17 protein-coding genes are annotated in these 15,620 nt (G+C 66.3%); 5 read left to right on the top strand and 12 right to left on the bottom strand.

Annotated elements, in window-relative coordinates; genetic code table 11:
• Window positions 1-153 precede the first annotated feature (153 nt).
• The 5 genes from GCU53_RS04450 to recQ form a co-directional block, all read right to left on the bottom strand.
• Entirely contained in the window at window positions 154-1,209 is a 1,056-nt protein-coding gene (locus tag GCU53_RS04450; protein ID WP_152386542.1) for a glycosyltransferase family 4 protein, read from the bottom strand.
• On the bottom strand, window positions 1,206-2,030 hold the full coding sequence (locus GCU53_RS04455; protein ID WP_152386543.1) for a UDP-2,3-diacylglucosamine diphosphatase: 825 nt from the start codon (window positions 2,028-2,030) through the stop codon (window positions 1,206-1,208). Before GCU53_RS04455 ends, GCU53_RS04450 begins: the two co-directional genes overlap by 4 nt.
• A 105-nt stretch (window positions 2,031-2,135) precedes the next feature.
• Window positions 2,136-2,420, bottom strand: coding sequence for an Rdx family protein (locus GCU53_RS04460; RefSeq protein ID WP_152386544.1), 285 nt, complete (start codon window positions 2,418-2,420; stop codon window positions 2,136-2,138).
• Between the two features lie 98 nt (window positions 2,421-2,518).
• Window positions 2,519-2,965: a MarR family transcriptional regulator gene (locus GCU53_RS04465; RefSeq protein ID WP_152386545.1), complete on the bottom strand. Its 447-nt coding sequence runs from the start codon at window positions 2,963-2,965 to the stop codon at window positions 2,519-2,521.
• A gap of 123 nt (window positions 2,966-3,088) precedes the next feature.
• Window positions 3,089-5,212 carry a DNA helicase RecQ gene (gene recQ / locus GCU53_RS04470; RefSeq protein WP_152386546.1) on the bottom strand — a complete coding sequence of 708 codons (2,124 nt, stop codon included), beginning with the start codon at window positions 5,210-5,212 and terminating at the stop codon, window positions 3,089-3,091.
• A 240-nt stretch (window positions 5,213-5,452) separates the two neighbouring features.
• Between recQ and GCU53_RS04475 the strand changes: the two genes are divergently transcribed.
• Together GCU53_RS04475 and GCU53_RS04480 are read left to right on the top strand one after the other, a co-directional pair.
• Window positions 5,453-6,040: a UPF0149 family protein gene (locus GCU53_RS04475; RefSeq protein WP_152386547.1), complete on the top strand. Its 588-nt coding sequence runs from the start codon at window positions 5,453-5,455 to the stop codon at window positions 6,038-6,040.
• Window positions 6,041-6,050: 10 nt separating this feature from the next.
• Window positions 6,051-6,455 carry a YbaN family protein gene (locus tag GCU53_RS04480; RefSeq protein WP_152386548.1) on the top strand — a complete coding sequence of 135 codons (405 nt, stop codon included), beginning with the start codon at window positions 6,051-6,053 and terminating at the stop codon, window positions 6,453-6,455.
• Here the strand turns inward: GCU53_RS04480 and GCU53_RS04485 are convergent.
• From GCU53_RS04485 to cysK, 3 genes are all read right to left on the bottom strand, one after another.
• The gene (locus GCU53_RS04485; RefSeq protein ID WP_152386549.1) at window positions 6,421-7,062 is read right to left on the bottom strand and encodes a tRNA-uridine aminocarboxypropyltransferase; all 642 of its coding nucleotides are present in this window, start codon (window positions 7,060-7,062) and stop codon (window positions 6,421-6,423) included. The genes GCU53_RS04480 and GCU53_RS04485 overlap by 35 nt on opposite strands.
• Window positions 7,063-7,150: 88 nt before the next feature.
• Complete coding sequence (locus GCU53_RS25420) at window positions 7,151-7,288, bottom strand: PA1414 family protein (RefSeq protein WP_167520032.1); 138 nt, start codon at window positions 7,286-7,288, stop codon at window positions 7,151-7,153.
• A gap of 191 nt (window positions 7,289-7,479) precedes the next feature.
• Window positions 7,480-8,457: a cysteine synthase A gene (gene cysK, locus GCU53_RS04490; protein ID WP_152386550.1), complete on the bottom strand. Its 978-nt coding sequence runs from the start codon at window positions 8,455-8,457 to the stop codon at window positions 7,480-7,482.
• A 159-nt stretch (window positions 8,458-8,616) separates the two neighbouring features.
• Here cysK and GCU53_RS04495 point away from each other — a divergent pair, with 159 nt between their 5' ends.
• Both GCU53_RS04495 and GCU53_RS04500 read left to right on the top strand, forming a co-directional pair.
• The gene (locus GCU53_RS04495) at window positions 8,617-9,462 is read left to right on the top strand and encodes an AAA family ATPase (RefSeq protein ID WP_152386551.1); all 846 of its coding nucleotides are present in this window, start codon (window positions 8,617-8,619) and stop codon (window positions 9,460-9,462) included.
• A gap of 52 nt (window positions 9,463-9,514) precedes the next feature.
• Window positions 9,515-10,693: a vWA domain-containing protein gene (locus tag GCU53_RS04500; protein WP_152386552.1), complete on the top strand. Its 1,179-nt coding sequence runs from the start codon at window positions 9,515-9,517 to the stop codon at window positions 10,691-10,693.
• 28 nt (window positions 10,694-10,721) lie between these two features.
• On the opposite strand, the gene GCU53_RS04505 is transcribed toward GCU53_RS04500, so the two are convergent.
• Together GCU53_RS04505 and GCU53_RS04510 are read right to left on the bottom strand one after the other, a co-directional pair.
• A complete protein-coding gene (locus tag GCU53_RS04505) occupies window positions 10,722-11,504 on the bottom strand; it encodes a class II glutamine amidotransferase (protein ID WP_152386553.1) in 783 nt (260 codons plus the stop codon).
• Window positions 11,505-11,537: 33 nt separating this feature from the next.
• Complete coding sequence (locus GCU53_RS04510) at window positions 11,538-11,993, bottom strand: hypothetical protein (RefSeq protein ID WP_152386554.1); 456 nt, start codon at window positions 11,991-11,993, stop codon at window positions 11,538-11,540.
• A gap of 104 nt (window positions 11,994-12,097) precedes the next feature.
• Here GCU53_RS04510 and GCU53_RS04515 point away from each other — a divergent pair, with 104 nt between their 5' ends.
• Window positions 12,098-14,146 (top strand): S9 family peptidase, encoded by a 2,049-nt coding sequence (locus GCU53_RS04515; RefSeq protein ID WP_152386555.1) that lies wholly within the window; start codon window positions 12,098-12,100, stop codon window positions 14,144-14,146.
• Here the strand turns inward: GCU53_RS04515 and GCU53_RS04520 are convergent, their stop codons facing one another.
• On the bottom strand, window positions 14,147-15,016 hold the full coding sequence (locus tag GCU53_RS04520) for a YihY/virulence factor BrkB family protein (protein WP_152386556.1): 870 nt from the start codon (window positions 15,014-15,016) through the stop codon (window positions 14,147-14,149). It lies immediately after the preceding gene.
• 115 nt (window positions 15,017-15,131) lie between these two features.
• Complete coding sequence (locus tag GCU53_RS04525; RefSeq protein WP_152386557.1) at window positions 15,132-15,581, bottom strand: bacteriohemerythrin; 450 nt, start codon at window positions 15,579-15,581, stop codon at window positions 15,132-15,134.
• Window positions 15,582-15,620: the final 39 nt, after the last annotated feature.

Genomic DNA, 15,620 nt, shown 5'->3' on the forward strand with positions numbered 1-15,620 from the left:
AAGCCGCCATAGTGCACTCCCTCGCTGCCCCTCGAGACGGCCGACCATCTGCCAGAGGATCAGCCCCAGCCTGATGTTCTGCCGAGCAAGCCCGAAGCTTTGCAACGGCACGGAAGAGCCCAAGTATGATGGCACAGGCTGTGCTCGCAGAGCCTAGTCGACCAGAACATCCGCCTGCAACCCTGCATACGCCTGAGCCAGGATGCATGGCTCGCCGTCCAGCAGCACCTGGTGAGCCAGAAACTCGAGCGCCGAGGCGCGCCAGGACTGCCGCCCCGCCAGCTCGGCACACTGCTCGCGATCCAGTGACAATGCAGCCAGGCAGGCCTTGCCAAGGTCCTCGTCGAGGACGCCGCTCACGCCCGCCTCCAGCACATCCAGCGGCCCTGGCACCGGAAACGCCGCGACCGGCGTGCCGCAGGCCAGGGCCTCCAGCATCACCAGACCGTAGGTGTCGGTGCGCGAGGGGAATGCCAGCACGCTGGCCTCGGCGTAGGCCACAGCCAGCTCACGGCCGTGACGATAGCCGAGAAAGCGGACTTCGGGATAACGCGCCTCCAACTCCGCCCGCTGCGGCCCGTCGCCGACCACTCGCTTCTCGCCTGGCAGTTCGAGAGCCAGGAAGGCCTCCAGATTCTTCTCCGGAGCGATCCGCCCGACATAGAGAAAGACCGGCCGCTCTGCCACGCGCCGCCCCGGCTGCGGAAAGAACAGACGGGTATCCACGCCCTTGCGCCAGATGACCAGCCGCGGCAGTCGCCAATGGCTGAACTCGTCGCGCAATCGCTCGGTACTCACCAGTACCGCACGGCTCGGCCGATGGAAGGCGCGCAGCAAGGCATAGCCCCAGCTCAGCGGCAGCCATGGCCAACGGGTATGGACGTACTCCGGGAAGCGCGTGTGGATGGCCGAGGAAAACGCCAACCCGTGTTTCAGCAGCCAGCGCCGGGCGGCCCAGCCGAGAGGCCCCTCGGTGGCCAGATGCACGCAATCCGGCCGGAACGCACGGATCGCCGGCCCAACACGCCAGAGATCCCAGACCAGCGGGATCTCCGGATAGGTCGGACAGGGTCGGGAGCGGAAGTCGCCGGGCGACAGCAGCCGTACCTCATGGCCCAGCTCACGCAACTCGCCGATCAGGGACTGCAGGCTGGTGACCACGCCGTTGACCTGGGGCAACCAGGCGTCGCTGATGATCAGGATTCTCATGCGGCGGTCTCGACGACGTTCGCCAGCGCGGCTCCCTGGCTCAGCAGAAGCGCCTGCTCCTCGGCCAGGCGATAGAGCTCGATGGTGCCATCCCAATGCTCGATCAGGGCCGTACAGGACTCCACCCAATCGCCGCAATTGAGGTACTCCACCCCGCCCATACGGCGAATCTCCGCATGATGGATATGCCCGCAGACCACACCACTGAAGCCGCGACGCTGGCATTCGTGAGCGATGGCCTCCTCGAAGTCGCTGATGAAGTTCACCGCCGTCTTCACCTTGTACTTGAGAAAGGCCGACAGCGACCAGTAGCCGTAGCCCCAGCGCTCGCGCCAGTGGTTGAGCCAGCGATTGAGGGTCAGGGTGAAGCCGTAGGCGGAGTCGCCGAGAAAGGCCAGCCACCTGTGACAGCGGGTGACCACGTCGAACTGGTCGCCGTGGATCACCAGCAGCCGCCGCCCGTCGGCCGTGACGTGCTCGGCCTCGTCGACCAGGTGGATGTTGCCCAGCATCAGCGCCGAATAGCGTCGCAGGAACTCGTCATGGTTGCCGGTGACATAGATCACCGTGGTACCGCGCTTGCTCATGGTCAGCAGGCGGCGGATGACATTGGTATGAGCCTGCGGCCAGTAGATGCCGCTGCGCAAGCGCCAGCCGTCGATGATGTCACCGACCAGATACAGGGTATCGGCGTGATAGCGCTTGAGAAAGCTCGCCAGGTGCTCGGCCTTGCAGTCCCGCGTACCGAGGTGCACATCGGAAATCCAGAGGGTGCGGACAGATTGCTTGTCGGTCTGCTGAAAGAGGTGGGCGCTGCTCATCGGCAATCTCCGGCAGGGTTTAACCGATCTTCCGCACCGGGGATGAAGACGCCGTGACGCCGCTGGGTCGATTCGATGACAACGACCCAGGCGCTATCGGGAAACTCAGGGATGGTCGCTGTGGCCGAGATCGCGTTCCGGCGCGATCAGATCGCGCACGCGCTGCTTGAGTACCTTGGCTTCGGGAAAGCCGCCATCGGCCTTGCGCTCCCAGATCTGCACATCGTCGCAGGTGATGCGAAACACCCCGCCGCGACCGGGCTCCAGGCTGACCTTGGCGAGGTCCTCGCCGAAGGTGCTGAGCAGCTCCTGGGCCAGCCAGGCGGCGCGCAGCAGCCACTGACACTGGGTGCAGTAGGTGATGAGGATTTCCGGCTTGGCCGTGGTCATGGCGCCTCCGGGAAACTGTGACGGACTGGTTATCATGATAGCGCCGCAGTCTGACGCATGCTCCGGCCGGCCTGGACTGCCGGCCAGGGCACGGTGCTTCAGCGCTTCTCCAGATTGGCGAGGATTCGCGCATGCACCTGCTGGCAGAGGCGCAACTCTTCCGGATCGATCCCGTCGAAGAGCTCCTGACGCAACTGGGAGGAGATCGCCTCGATCTGCTCGATCAGCGGCACCGCCACCGGATTCAGCACGATCCGCTTGGCCCGGCGGTCCTCGGCCACCGCCTGGCGGCTGACCAGCCCCTGCGCCTCCAGGGTGTCCAGCAGCCGGGCCAGGGTCGGCCCCTCGACGGCCACGCTCTCGGCCAGCTCACGCTGCGTCGGCCACTTCCCGACACGCGCCTCGAAGCGGGCCAGATGCAGCAACACCAGCCAGCGCGCCTGCGACAGGCCCATCCCGGACAACCGACGGTCCAGCTCGGCGCGCCAGGCACGCGACAACTGGGCAAGTTGCATCGCAAAACGATGCTGATTCAAGTAGGACATGGGAAAAGCTCGCGCTAGTACTTGGACTAATTATTAGTAAGCTAACCGTAACTGCAAGCCGAACAATATGCCACGCGACTTTTAGTCAGAAGATGTCAAAAGTCGTTCAGCCCCCACCACCGCTCAGGGGTCGAGCTCGGCCTGCAGGGCCGTGCGCACGCAATGCAGCACCCCCGACGGCACCCGTCCAGCGAATTGCTCGGCGAGCGCCGCGACTGACGGCAGCTCGCCATCGCCATCGAGGAAGGCATCGTGGATCTCGCCCAGCAGCTCCTCGGGCAGGTCGAGCGCTTGCTCGAGGCTGAGCTGGCGACGACCGATGGCCTCTGCCAGCAGGCTGTAGACGTTCTTTTCGGTACAGTCCAGTTGGCAGGCGATCTGCGCTGGCGTCATGCCGGCGCGCGCCAGGCTGATCAGCTCGTGGCGCAGGTCGGTCACCGGCTTCGGCGCGTCTCCGGGCTTGTTCAGCACCTCGAGGAAAGCCTCGCCGTAGCGCTCCAGCTTGCGCGCGCCGACACCACTGACCCGCGCCATCTCGGACAGCGAGCGCGGCCGACTGCGCAGCATTTCCAGCAAGGTGGCGTCGGGGAAGATCACATAGGGCGGCACCGAGTGCTCCTCCGCCAGCCTGCGGCGCAACGTGCGCAGCGCTTCCCACTGCTCGCGCTCGTCATGGCGGACCAGTTGGCTGGCGGCACTGGCCGCAGGCTTCGGCGCCTGCGGCTTGAGATCGCGGCGCAGCTCCAGGGTCATCTCGCCGCGCAGCAGCGCCCGGCAGCTCTGGTTCAGGCGCAGGCCACCGTAGCCGTCCAGATCCACATCGGCCAGCCCGCGGGCGACCAACTGGCGGAACAGGGTGCGCCATTCCCCTTCGCTGTGCGCCTTGCCGACGCCGAACACCGACAGGTGCTGGTGGCCCAGGCCGCGCACCTTGTCGTTGTCGCGGCCGAGCAGAATGTCCACCAGATGCCCCACACCATAGCGCTGACCGCTGCGGTAGATGGCCGACAGCGCCTGGCGGGCCGCCTCGGTGGCATCCCAGGTCTGCACGCCGTCGACACAGTTGTCGCAGTGGCCACAGGGCTCGGCCAGTTCCTCGTCGAAATAGGCCAGCAGTGCCTGGCGGCGGCAGCGGGTTTCCTCGCACAGCGCCAGCATGGCGTCGAGCTTGTGCTGCTCGATGCGCTTGTGCCGCTCGTCGCCCTCGGAATTGTTGAGCATCTGCTTGAGAAAGATGACGTCCTGCAGGCCGTAGGCCATCCAGGCATCCGCCGGCAGGCCGTCGCGCCCGGCCCGGCCGGTTTCCTGATAATAGGCTTCCAGCGACTTGGGCAGGTCGAGGTGGGCGACGAAGCGCACGTTGGGCTTGTCGATGCCCATGCCGAAGGCGATGGTCGCCACCATGATCAGCCCCTCCTCGTTGAGAAAGCGCTTCTGGTGGTACGCACGCAGCTCGTTGGACAGCCCGGCGTGGTATGGCAGGGCCGGAAACCCCTGCTCGGTGAGGAAGGTCGCGGTTTCCTCGACCTTCTTGCGCGACATGCAGTAGACGATCCCGGCGTCGCCGCGGCGCTCGGCGAGAAAGCCGAGCAACTGCTTGCGCGGCTGGTCCTTGGCGACGATGCGGTAGAAGATGTTCGGCCGGTCGAAGCTGGAGAGAAAGCGCTCGGCATTCTCCAGATGCAGGCGCTGGACGATTTCCTCACGGGTGCGCTTGTCCGCCGTGGCGGTCAGTGCGATGCGCGGCACCTGCGGAAAGAGCTCGGCGAGCTGGCCCAGCTGCAGGTATTCGGGGCGGAAGTCGTGCCCCCACTGGGACACACAGTGCGCCTCGTCGATGGCGAACAGGCCGATCGGCAGGCGCTGCAGGAAGGCCAGCATGCGCGGCTGCACCAGGCGCTCCGGAGCCAGATAGAGCAGTTTGATCTCGCCCTGGCGGATGCGCTCGGCGATCTCGCGTTGTTCGTCGAGGCTCAGCGTGGAATTCAGCGCCACCGCCGGCACGCCCAGCTCGTCGAGGGTGGCGACCTGATCCTCCATCAGCGCGATCAACGGCGAAACCACCACCGTCAGTCCCTCGCGCAGCAGTGCCGGCACCTGATAGCAGAGCGACTTGCCACCGCCGGTCGGCATCAGCACCAAGGCATCGCCGCCGCGGGCGACGCGCTCGATGATCGCCGCCTGGTTGCCACGAAACGCATCGTAGCCGAAGACGTCCTTGAGAATGCGCAGGGCCTGTTCGAGCATGGACACTCCAAGCGGAGCAACGAGGCCGGATGGCCTGTCGGGTTGAATCGACCGCACGGCTCCGGACGGGGCCGTCATGAAGCGACGCATTATACGTGACTGCCCGGCTGTCGGCCCCACTCGGGCACTGGACGGATGCCTGCGGTTGCAGCTTCCCGCGAAAAAAACCGCGCCACGGCAAGCCGCCGGGCGTTATCCGGGCTAAAATCCAGCCTCCCGAACCCTCAAGGTAGTCGCGCCATGTCCTTCGCCGAGCAATTGTCCCGCCTGCAAGCCTTTCTCGACGCCGACGATCTGCATGAAGAGGCGTTGGACTACGTCGCCGCCCATGGCTATCTGACGGCGCTGTCGATCTGTCCGGATCCCGTGCCCGAGCACGAATGGATCGACGCCCTGTTCGCCGAGCCGCCGCACTACCGCAGCGACCTCGAGCGGGAAGAGATCGAGTCCACGCTGGTGCAGCTCAAGGCGCACATCGGTCGTCAGCTGGCCAGCGACGAGGAGCCCGAACTACCCTGCGAACTCGACCTGGGCGACGACCCCGACGACTCCGATCTGCGCGGCTGGTGCATCGGCTTCATGGAGGGAGTATTCCTGCGCGAGGAAGCCTGGTTCGAGGATGCCGAGGAGGAAGTCAGCGAGCTGCTGCTGCCGATCATGATCGCCTCCGGCCTGTTCGAGGATCAGCCGGACTTCGCGGAAGTCGCCCACGACCGCAAGCTGGTGGGCGAGATGATCCAGCAGATCCCGGACCTGCTCACCGCGCTGTTCCTGCTCTGCCACGCCCCCGAGGAAAAGCCAGCGCTGCTCAAGCCGCGTCCCCACTGAGGGGCGCTGGATGGCGCGGACCGTCCGCGAAAGCCGCTCCCGCCTGGTGCGCCATGCCCTGCAGGCGGTCGGCCTGCTCAGCCTGGCGCTGGGAGTGATCGGCATCTTCCTGCCGCTGCTGCCGACCACGCCCTTCCTGCTGCTGGCCGCTGCCTGCTTCATGCGCAGCTCGCGGCGCTTCTATCTCTGGCTGATCGGCCACCCCTACCTGGGCCCCTGGATCCGTGACTATCTGGATGGCGAGGGCATTCCCCTCAAGGGCAAGATCTACGCCGTAGGCCTGATGTGGACGAGCATCCTCATCTCCTGCTATCTGGTCCCGCTGCTCCCCGTACGCCTCTTCATGCTGACCAGCGCCGTGCTGGTCACGATCTACATCCTCAGACAGAAGACTCGGCCGGTACGGAGCGACTGATCCGGGCCGCCGCATCATCGCCGTGATTACGCCGGTAGACTGCCTCCCCCATGGCCGCGATCTGCCCCTCGATCAAGGCTTCGAAGGGCCGCAGCATGGCATCGAAGCGCCCGGAGCCCTCGAGAAGGTTCAGCGCGCAAACGATCGCTTCGATGGTCGACAGCGCTCCCGCCATCGGTGCCTTGCGCAGCCGGTAGCGCGACGACAGGCCCTCCGCCAGGGCGACCCGCGGCAGCGCCGCCAGTTGCGGATCGAGATGAAGCAGCCGGCGGGCCTTGCGCCAGGTGCCGTCCGGCACGATCAACTGCAGGGGCGGCCCGTCCTGCGCCAGCTCGGCCAGCGGCATGGCTCCCGCACCGGGAAACAGCAGACAGCTGCGATGGGCACCGTGTGCCAGCTCCGTCGTCAGTTCAGGGAAGGTCTCGCCGACCCGCAGTTCGCCATTTTCCAGGGCCAGGGCGGCCAGGCGTGCGGTGTTCAGGGCATGGGAAGCCTCGCTGGGATGCTGCAGGATCAGCACCCGGGTACGGCTGGATAAGCGGGGGACGAGTGCGCACAGGCAATGGCTCAAGGGACGCGCGCAACGGGGACAACGTGGACGTGACATGGACTCTCCTTGACAGAGCAGTCTGCCACAGCCCGGACGGGGCGGGAAACGAAACAAGGCGCCCGCGGGCGCCCTGTCGGGTCGGCGATCAGCGGCGGCGTGCGCGCTCCTCGGCCAGACGACGACGTTCATCGCTTTCCAGAGGAATGGGCTGCATGCGCCCGGCACCATCCAGACCGAACAGGGAAGCGAGATCGGCGAGCAAACGATTGAGCCAAGCGTTCATGACCAGTCCTCCAGTTACGACCAAGTGGGCTTTCGGACAACAGTTGCACGGGCAACCCATGCCATCCTTGTTCTCAGGATAGTCCCTGTTTTCGCCTTGCGGCCTGACCCGCATCAAAAAGACACAAACGGACCGCGCGGCACCACCCGCGCACGCAGCGGAAGCGGCTTCCCCGCTCGTCACATCGATGCTTACTGGACCATCTCCTGCTCGCTGAACAGCCCCTCGAACAGCATGCTCGACAGATAGCGCTCGCCGGAGTCGGGCAGGATCACCACGAGGGTCTTGCCCTGCATCGCGGGCTCGTGCTCGGCCAGACGCACGGCGGCGGCCATGGCCGCGCCACCGGAGATCCCGCAGAGGATGCCCTCCTCGCGCATCAGCCGCAGGGCCATGCTCTTGGCCTCGTCGTCGGTGATCCGCTCGACCCGGTCGACCAGCGTCAGGTCCAGATTCTTCGGTACGAAGCCGGCGCCGATACCCTGGATCTTGTGCGGTGCCGGCTTGACCTCCTCGCCGGCCAGGGTCTGGCTGATCACCGGCGAGCCGGCCGGCTCGACGGCTACCGACAGCAGCGGCTTGCCGCAGACATGCTTGATGTAGCGGGACACGCCGGTGATGGTACCGCCGGTGCCGACCCCCGAGATCAGCACGTCCACCGCGCCGTCGGTGTCGTTCCAGATTTCCGGACCGGTGGTCTTCTCATGGATTTCCGGGTTGGCCGGATTGTCGAACTGCTGCGGCATGAAATACAGATCGGGATTCGAGGCGGCGATCTCGGTCGCCTTCTCGATGGCGCCCTTCATGCCCTTGGCCGCCTCGGTGAGCACCAGCTCGGCGCCCAGGGCCTTGAGCACCTTGCGCCGCTCCAGACTCATCGATGCCGGCATGGTGAGGATCAGCTTGTAGCCGCGCGCCGCGGCGACGAAGGCCAGGCCGATGCCGGTATTGCCCGAAGTCGGCTCGACCAGGGTCATGCCGGGCCTCAGGCGCCCACTGGCCTCGGCGTCCCAGACCATGTTGGCGCCGATCCGGCATTTGACCGAATAGGCCGGATTGCGTCCCTCGATCTTGGCCAGGATGGTCACGCCCTGGGGAGCCAGGCGGTTGATCTTGACCAGCGGCGTATTGCCGATGGACTGTGCGTTGTCGGCGTAGATGCGGCTCATGGCGCGTTCCTTGTTGATGTATGCACCGAAAGATGGGAAAGCCTAAGACGCCGGGCAAACGCCGTCCAGACCCCGTCGTTCCGGCATCGACGCGCGCACGTTATAGTCGGCTCCAGGTCCAATCCGGAAAAGGCCGACCACCCCACGCGAGGATTCACGATGAAGTTCCAGGGCACCTCCACCTACGTGGCCAGCGACAGCCTCAGGCTCGCCGTCAACGCCGCCATCACCCTGCAACGCCCCCTGCTGGTCAAGGGCGAGCCGGGCACCGGCAAGACCCTGCTCGCCGAGCAACTGGCGGAATCGCTCGGCACCCGGCTGATCGCCTGGCACATCAAGTCCACCACCAAGGCCCAGCAGGGTCTCTACGAATACGACGCGGTGAGCCGCCTGCGCGACTCGCAGCTGGGCGTGGACAAGGTCCACGACGTGCGCAACTACATCCGCAAGGGCAAGCTGTGGGAAGCCTTCGAGGCCGAAGAACGGGTGGTCCTGCTGATCGACGAGGTCGACAAGGCCGACATCGAGTTCCCCAACGACCTGCTGCAGGAACTCGACCGCATGGAGTTCTTCGTCTACGAAACCGGCGAGACCATCAGGGCCCGCCAGCGGCCGATCGTGGTCATCACCTCGAACAACGAGAAGGAACTACCCGACGCCTTCCTGCGCCGCTGCTTCTTCCACTACATCGCCTTCCCCGACCGCGAGACGCTGCAGAAGATCGTCGATGTGCATTTTCCCGGCCTCGGGAACGAGCTGGTGGCCGAGGCGCTGGACGTGTTCTTCGAGGTGCGGGAGATCCCCGGACTGAAGAAGAAACCCTCCACCTCCGAGCTGGTCGACTGGCTGAAGCTGCTGCTGGCCGACGACATCGACCTCGCGGCGCTGCGCGAGCGCGATCCGACCAAGGCCATCCCGCCGCTGGCCGGCGCCCTGGTGAAGAACGAGCAGGATACGCAGCTGCTGGAGCGCCTGGCCTTCATGACCCGCCGCGCCGGGCGCTAGGGCAACCCTGCGCGGTCACCCGCCCCACGCAATGTCTGACCGGAGCATCCCCATGCTGCTCAACCTGTTCAACGAAATGCGCGCGGCCAAGGTGCCGGTTTCGCTGCGCGAGCTGCTCGACCTGATCGAGGCGCTCGAGCAGCGGCTGGTGTTCGCCGACATGGATGCCTTCTACTTCCTCGCCCGCACCATCCTGGTCAAGGACGAGCGGCACTTCGACAAGTTCGACCGGGCCTTCACCGCCTATTTCCAGGGTCTGGAGAACCTCGACGCCCTGCTCGAGACGCTGATCCCCGAGGAATGGCTGCGCAAGGAGTTCCAGCGCCTGCTGACCGACGAGGAGAAGGCGCAGATTCAGTCCCTGGGCGGCCTCGAGCAGTTGCTCGAGACCTTCAGGAAACGCCTGGAGGAGCAGAAGGAGCGGCATGCCGGCGGCAGCAAGTGGATCGGCACCGGCGGCACCAGTCCCTTCGGCTCGGGCGGCTACCATCCCGAGGGCATCCGCGTCGGCGAGGCCGGCGAGCGCCAGGGCAAGGCGGTCAAGGTCTGGGAGCAGCGCGAATACCGCAACCTCGACGATCAGGTCGAGCTGGGCACGCGCAACCTGAAGATGGCGCTGCGCCGCCTGCGCAGCTTCGCCCGCCAGGGCGCGGCCGAGGAACTCGACCTCGACGCCACCATCGCCCATACCGCGCGCGACGCCGGCCTGCTCAACATCCGGATGCGTCCGGAACGGCACAACAGCGTGAAGCTGCTCCTGCTGCTGGACATCGGCGGCTCGATGGACGCCCACGTGAAGGTCTGCGAGGAGCTTTTCTCCGCCTGCCGCAGCGAGTTCAAGCACCTGGAGCACTACTACTTCCACAACTTCATCTACGAAACCCTGTGGAAGGACAACCGCCGGCGCCACTCCGAGCGCATCGCGACCCACGACCTGCTGCACAAGTACGGGCCGGACTACAAGGTGGTGTTCGTCGGCGACGCCTCCATGTCCCCCTACGAGATCCTCCAGCCCGGCGGCAGCGTCGAGCACTGGAACGAGGAGCCCGGCCTGGTGTGGATGCAGCGCCTCACCGAGACCTACCGCAAGCTCATCTGGATCAACCCGTCCCCGGAGCGTGCCTGGAACTACGGCAGCTCTGTGCAGATCGTCCGCGAACTGGTCGGGCAGCACATGTATCCCCTGACCCTGAGCGGACTGGAGGAAGGCATGCGCTATCTGGCCAAGTGAAACCGGTCGGGCCGGCAGAAGAAGCGGCTCAGGCCGGACCGACCTCGCCGCGGGCGACGCACTCGCCCAGCTGCCACAGCGTCCACTCCCCCGGCCGGTGGGCGAGCCAGGTCTCGTTGGCGGTCAACGGCTCGGTGGCCAGCACCGTCACCACGTCGTTCGGGGTCGTTTCGGCCTGGAAGTCCACGGTCAGGTCGGCGTCCTTCAGCCGCGCCGGACCGAAGGGCGCCCGGCGGGTGATCTCCGCCAGCTTGGTGGTGCAGAAGCTGAACAGCCATTCGCCATTGCCCAGCAGGCAGTTGAATACGCCCCTGGCGCGGTACTCGTTGCAGGCCGCCACTAGGACCGGCAGCAGCGCCTGCGCCTGCGCCGGCTCGGGAAAGGCCTGGCGCACCCGGTTGAGCAGGTCGCAGAAGGCGCGCTCGCTGTCGGTGTCCCCCACCGGCCGGTAGAAGCCCGCCGGCGGCTGGAAATCCGCCAGTTGACCGTTGTGGGCGAAGCACCAGTTGCTCCCCCAGAGCTCGCGCACGAAGGGATGGGTGTTGGCCAGGCAGATGCGCCCGACGTTGGCGTGGCGGATATGGCCGATGACCAGTTCGCTCTTGATCGGGTAGCGCTGCACCAGACGGGCCACCTCGGAGTCGGCGCTCGCCGCCGGATCCTGGAACAGCCGCACGCCGCGCCCCTCGTAGAAGGCGATGCCCCAGCCGTCGCGGTGCGGCCCGGTGCGCCCGCCGCGCTGCATCAGGCCGGTGAAGCTGAAGACGATGTCGGTCGGGACATTGGCACTCATGCCGAGCAATTCGCACATCGCATGGCTCCTCGCAGTCGGCCGGTTCCGGGTTCAGAAGCGCGGGCCGGCACGCATCCCCTGCCGCCGCCCGGCCGGCCCGCCGGCCTCGCCGTGGGCCATCAACTCGCGCATGGTCGGCTCGTACTCGGCCGCCGCCGGATCGTCCGAATCGCTCCGGCGGCGCCAGAACAGCCAGCGCCCCCCGGCCAGCAACAGGTACAGGGCCATGGCGAGCATGCCGTAGAGCGCCAGATCGGCCACCGCACGCCAGGCGTTGTTGCCGACGCCGAACAGCAGGTCGAGAGCGGTGATGGCGATGGCCGGAGCGAACAGCTCCTTGCCCGGATCGACGATGGTCGGAGTCAGCAGCAGCACCGTCACGATCACCCGCAACGGTTCGCCCAGCCAGCGCCACATCCAGCGGGTCAGGCGGAACCAGACCAGCAGGCAGCCAAGCGCGGCGATGCCGTAGGCGGACCAGGCAAGCAGATAGTCGTTCTCGATCATGACGGTGTGAGACTGGAGGAAGGGTGCTTATCATAACGACATTTCCCCGCCGCGGCGCCACTGCCGGAAGTCGCGCCGTCGGACGCCAGCTGTCAGGAGCCGCCATGCCGCAAGCCCCCTTCGCCCGTGTCGAGAGCCATTCCGCCGACCCCTACCGCTGGCTGGAGCAGCGCGACGCCTCGGAGGTGCTCGCCTATCTGGAGGCGGAGAACGCCTACCTGGAGGCCGAACTCGCCGATGTCGGCGCGTTGCGCGAGTCCCTTTTTGAGGAGATCAAGGGCCGCATCCGCGAAACCGACCTGTCCCTGCCGGTCCCCTGGGGTCCCTGGCTCTACTACCAGCGCACCACGGCCGGCGATGAATACCCGCGCCACTACCGCTGCCCGCGCCCGACGGACGGCTCGCTGCGCACGGACGACAGCCGCGAGGAACTGCTGCTCGACCCCAATGCCCTGGCCGACGGTGGCTACCTGTCGCTCGGCGCCTTCGAGATCAGCCCCGACCAGCGGCGCCTGGCCTACAGCCTGGATACCAGCGGCGACGAGATCTACCGGCTGTTCGTCAGGGAACTGGACAGCGGCGCGCTGCACGAACTGCCCTTCGAGGACTGCGACGGCAGCATGACCTGGGCCAACGACAGCGAAACGCTGTTCTTCGCCGAGCTGGACGACACCCAGCGCCCGCACAAGCTGTACCGCTACCGGCTCGGCGCCGAGGAGGCCGAGCTGGTATTCAACGAACCGGACGGACGCTTCTTCATCCACTGCTACCGCGCCAGCTCCGAGCGCCAGTTGATCCTCCTGAGCAACAGCAAGACCACCTGCGAGGCCTGGGCGCTGGACGCCGCGCGTCCGCAGGAGGCCTTCGTCTGCCTGGCGCCGCGTCTGGAGGGTCACGAATACTACCCCGACCACGGGCGCATCGACGGCGACTGGGGCTGGCTGATCCGCACCAACCAGGACGGCATCGAGTTCGCCGTCTACCAGGCCCCCGAGGGCGCACCGAGCCGAGAACACTGGCGGCCGCGGATCGGCCACGACGAAACGCGGATGATCGAGGACCTCAGCCTGAACGCCGCAGGCTTCGTCCTCAGCCTGCGCGAGCAGGGCCTGCCGATCGTCGAGGTGCACCCGGCCGACGCCACGCCCTACCGCGTCGAACTGCCGGATGCCGCCTACAGCCTGGACGTGCAGGACACCCTGGAGTTCGACAGCCCGGTGATCCGCCTGCGCTACGAGGCGCTCAACCGCCCGGCGCAGATCCGCCAGCTGGATCTGGCCGGCGGCGCCCAGCAGGTGCTCAAGGAAACCCCGGTGGAAGGTCCGTTCGATGCCGACGACTACCTCAGCCTGCGGCTCTGGGCCGAAGCGGCCGACGGCGCGCGCATTCCGGTCAGCCTGGTCGCCCGTCGCGACGTCCTCCAGGGCACGGGGGAGAGACGCCCCGCCCCACTCTATCTCTATGGCTACGGCGCCTATGGCGAGAATCTCGACCCCTGGTTCTCCCATGCCCGGCTGAGCCTCCTGGAGCGCGGCTTCGTCTTCGCCATCGCCCACGTGCGCGGCGGCGGCGAACTGGGCGAGGCCTGGTACCGCGCCGGCAAGCTCGAACACAAGGAAAACACCTTCGGCGACTTCATCGCCGTGGCCGAACGGCTGATCGCCGAGGGCTTCACGTGCGCCGACCGGCTGGCGATCAGCGGCGGCAGCGCCGGCGGCCTGCTGATCGGCGCCGTGCTCAACCGGCGTCCGGAGCTGTTCGCCGCGGCGATCGCCGAGGTGCCCTTCGTCGACGTGCTGAACACCATGCACAATCCCGACCTGCCGCTGACCGTCACCGAATACGACGAGTGGGGCGACCCGAACGATCCCGAGGTCCACGCGCGGATCGAAGCCTACGCGCCCTACGAGAACGTGCGCGCCCAGGCCTACCCGGCGATCCTCGCGGTGGCCGGCTACCACGACAGCCGGGTGCAGTACTGGGAGGCGGCGAAGTGGGTGGCCAGGCTGCGCGCCAGCAAGACCGACGGCAACCTGCTGCTGCTGAAGACCGAGTTCGGCGCCGGCCACGGCGGCATGAGCGGACGCTACCAGGCGCTGAAGGACGTGGCGCTGGAATACGCCTTCCTGCTCAAGGTGCTCGGCCGCAGTTGATCACAGCTTCTTCTCGCCGGGGTCCTTGCCCTCGGGATGATGGTGTTCGATCACCGCATTCAGCTCCGCGCCGAACAGCAGCACCGCCGCGGAGATGAAGAAGTACAGCAGCATGACGATGATCGCCCCGACGCTGCCGTAGGTGGCGTCGTAATTGGCGAAATTGCGCACGTAGAAGCCGAAGCCGAGCGAGGCGGCGATCCATACCAGCACCGCCAACACCGAGCCCGGAGTGATGAAGCGGAAGCTCTGCTCGGCGTCCGGCGCCACGTAGTAGATCACGGCCACCGCCAGGATCAGCAGCAGTATCGCCACCGGCCAGCGCAGCCAGGTCCAGAGGGTGACGATCAACTGCTCCAGCCCCACCCAGCCGGCCAGCCAACTCATCACCTCCGGGCCGACGAGCATCAGGGCGGCCGCACTCAGCAGCATCAGGGCGATGCCGACGGTGTAGAGCACCGACAGGGGAATGCGCTTCCAGGCCGGGCGGCCCTCCTTGACGTCGTAGGCCTTGTTCATCGCCTGCATGGTCGAGCGCACGCCGGCCGAGGCCGTCCACAACGCGACCACTATCCCTACCGAGAACAACCCGACCCGCTCCTGCTGGAACTGGGCGATGACCGTGTTGACCGTGTCCATCGCCTGCGGTGGCAGCAGCAGAGCCGCCTGCTGCTGCAGCCAGTCGAAGAATTTCTGCAGGTCGAGAAAGCCGATCAGGGCGATCAGGAACAACAGGAAGGGGAACAGGGAAAAGAGCATCTGGAAGGCCAGCGCCGAGGCATAGGTCGGCATCTCGTCGTCCATGAAATCCTTCACCGTGCACTTGAGGACCTCGACCAGTCCCATTCCCCGCAGATCCCACAGATGCATGCCGTCGCCTCCCGCTGAGCACTCTAGAGATAGACGGGACGGATCCGTATCGGTGCCCGCGGACCGACCAGTGGCAGGGCAGACACCCGGAAATGCGGCCGGAGGAGGCCCGGGCTCAGTCGAAGAACTTGGCCAGCATCCGCGAAACGAAGCTGCCCTCGATGCTTCTCTTCACGTCGCTCACGTAGTGCTTGTCGTCGCGCTTGATGTGGTTGGTCAGCCACAGCCCGATGTCGCTGCGCACCTCCCGAGCCAGACGGATCGGATCTTCGCCGCGCTCGAAGCGCACGCCGTAGGAGTAGGCGCGCTCCTTGAAGCGCTCGTGCACCTGGTGGTGGGCCTCGAGCAGCGGATAGCCGGCCTTCTCCATGAGGCTTTCCTCGAATGTGTTGTGGGAAATGGAGTAGTCGATGATCGCCTTGATCACGCGCTCGATCTCGGGAACCGACTTGTGGGCGATCGCCCGATCGATTTCGTTCAGGTACTCGAAGATACGCTTGTGCTGATCGTCGATGATGTCGATACCGGTCTCGAATTCGGCGGACCAGTTGATGTTGTAAGCCATTTCTACACGCACCTCGGCAAGACAGGAAAGCAGTCAAGT

It is taken from the genome of Azotobacter salinestris (genome assembly GCF_009363155.1).
Lineage (GTDB): Bacteria > Pseudomonadota > Gammaproteobacteria > Pseudomonadales > Pseudomonadaceae > Azotobacter > Azotobacter salinestris.

Coding starts and splice junctions, on each gene's coding strand:
- GCU53_RS04505 (WP_152386553.1), bottom strand. CDS start 11,504: ATGTGCGAATTGCTCGGCATGAGTGCCAATGTCCCGACCGACATCGTC.
- GCU53_RS04520 (WP_152386556.1), bottom strand. CDS start 15,016: ATGCATCTGTGGGATCTGCGGGGAATGGGACTGGTCGAGGTCCTCAAG.
- GCU53_RS04510 (WP_152386554.1), bottom strand. CDS start 11,993: ATGATCGAGAACGACTATCTGCTTGCCTGGTCCGCCTACGGCATCGCC.
- GCU53_RS04460 (WP_152386544.1), bottom strand. CDS start 2,420: ATGACCACGGCCAAGCCGGAAATCCTCATCACCTACTGCACCCAGTGT.
- GCU53_RS04500 (WP_152386552.1), top strand. CDS start 9,515: ATGCTGCTCAACCTGTTCAACGAAATGCGCGCGGCCAAGGTGCCGGTT.
- cysK (WP_152386550.1), bottom strand. CDS start 8,457: ATGAGCCGCATCTACGCCGACAACGCACAGTCCATCGGCAATACGCCG.
- GCU53_RS04495 (WP_152386551.1), top strand. CDS start 8,617: ATGAAGTTCCAGGGCACCTCCACCTACGTGGCCAGCGACAGCCTCAGG.
- GCU53_RS04525 (WP_152386557.1), bottom strand. CDS start 15,581: ATGGCTTACAACATCAACTGGTCCGCCGAATTCGAGACCGGTATCGAC.
- GCU53_RS04465 (WP_152386545.1), bottom strand. CDS start 2,965: ATGTCCTACTTGAATCAGCATCGTTTTGCGATGCAACTTGCCCAGTTG.
- GCU53_RS04515 (WP_152386555.1), top strand. CDS start 12,098: ATGCCGCAAGCCCCCTTCGCCCGTGTCGAGAGCCATTCCGCCGACCCC.
- GCU53_RS04485 (WP_152386549.1), bottom strand. CDS start 7,062: ATGTCACGTCCACGTTGTCCCCGTTGCGCGCGTCCCTTGAGCCATTGC.
- GCU53_RS04480 (WP_152386548.1), top strand. CDS start 6,051: ATGGCGCGGACCGTCCGCGAAAGCCGCTCCCGCCTGGTGCGCCATGCC.
- GCU53_RS04475 (WP_152386547.1), top strand. CDS start 5,453: ATGTCCTTCGCCGAGCAATTGTCCCGCCTGCAAGCCTTTCTCGACGCC.
- recQ (WP_152386546.1), bottom strand. CDS start 5,212: ATGCTCGAACAGGCCCTGCGCATTCTCAAGGACGTCTTCGGCTACGAT.
- GCU53_RS04455 (WP_152386543.1), bottom strand. CDS start 2,030: ATGAGCAGCGCCCACCTCTTTCAGCAGACCGACAAGCAATCTGTCCGC.
- GCU53_RS04450 (WP_152386542.1), bottom strand. CDS start 1,209: ATGAGAATCCTGATCATCAGCGACGCCTGGTTGCCCCAGGTCAACGGC.
- GCU53_RS25420 (WP_167520032.1), bottom strand. CDS start 7,288: ATGAACGCTTGGCTCAATCGTTTGCTCGCCGATCTCGCTTCCCTGTTC.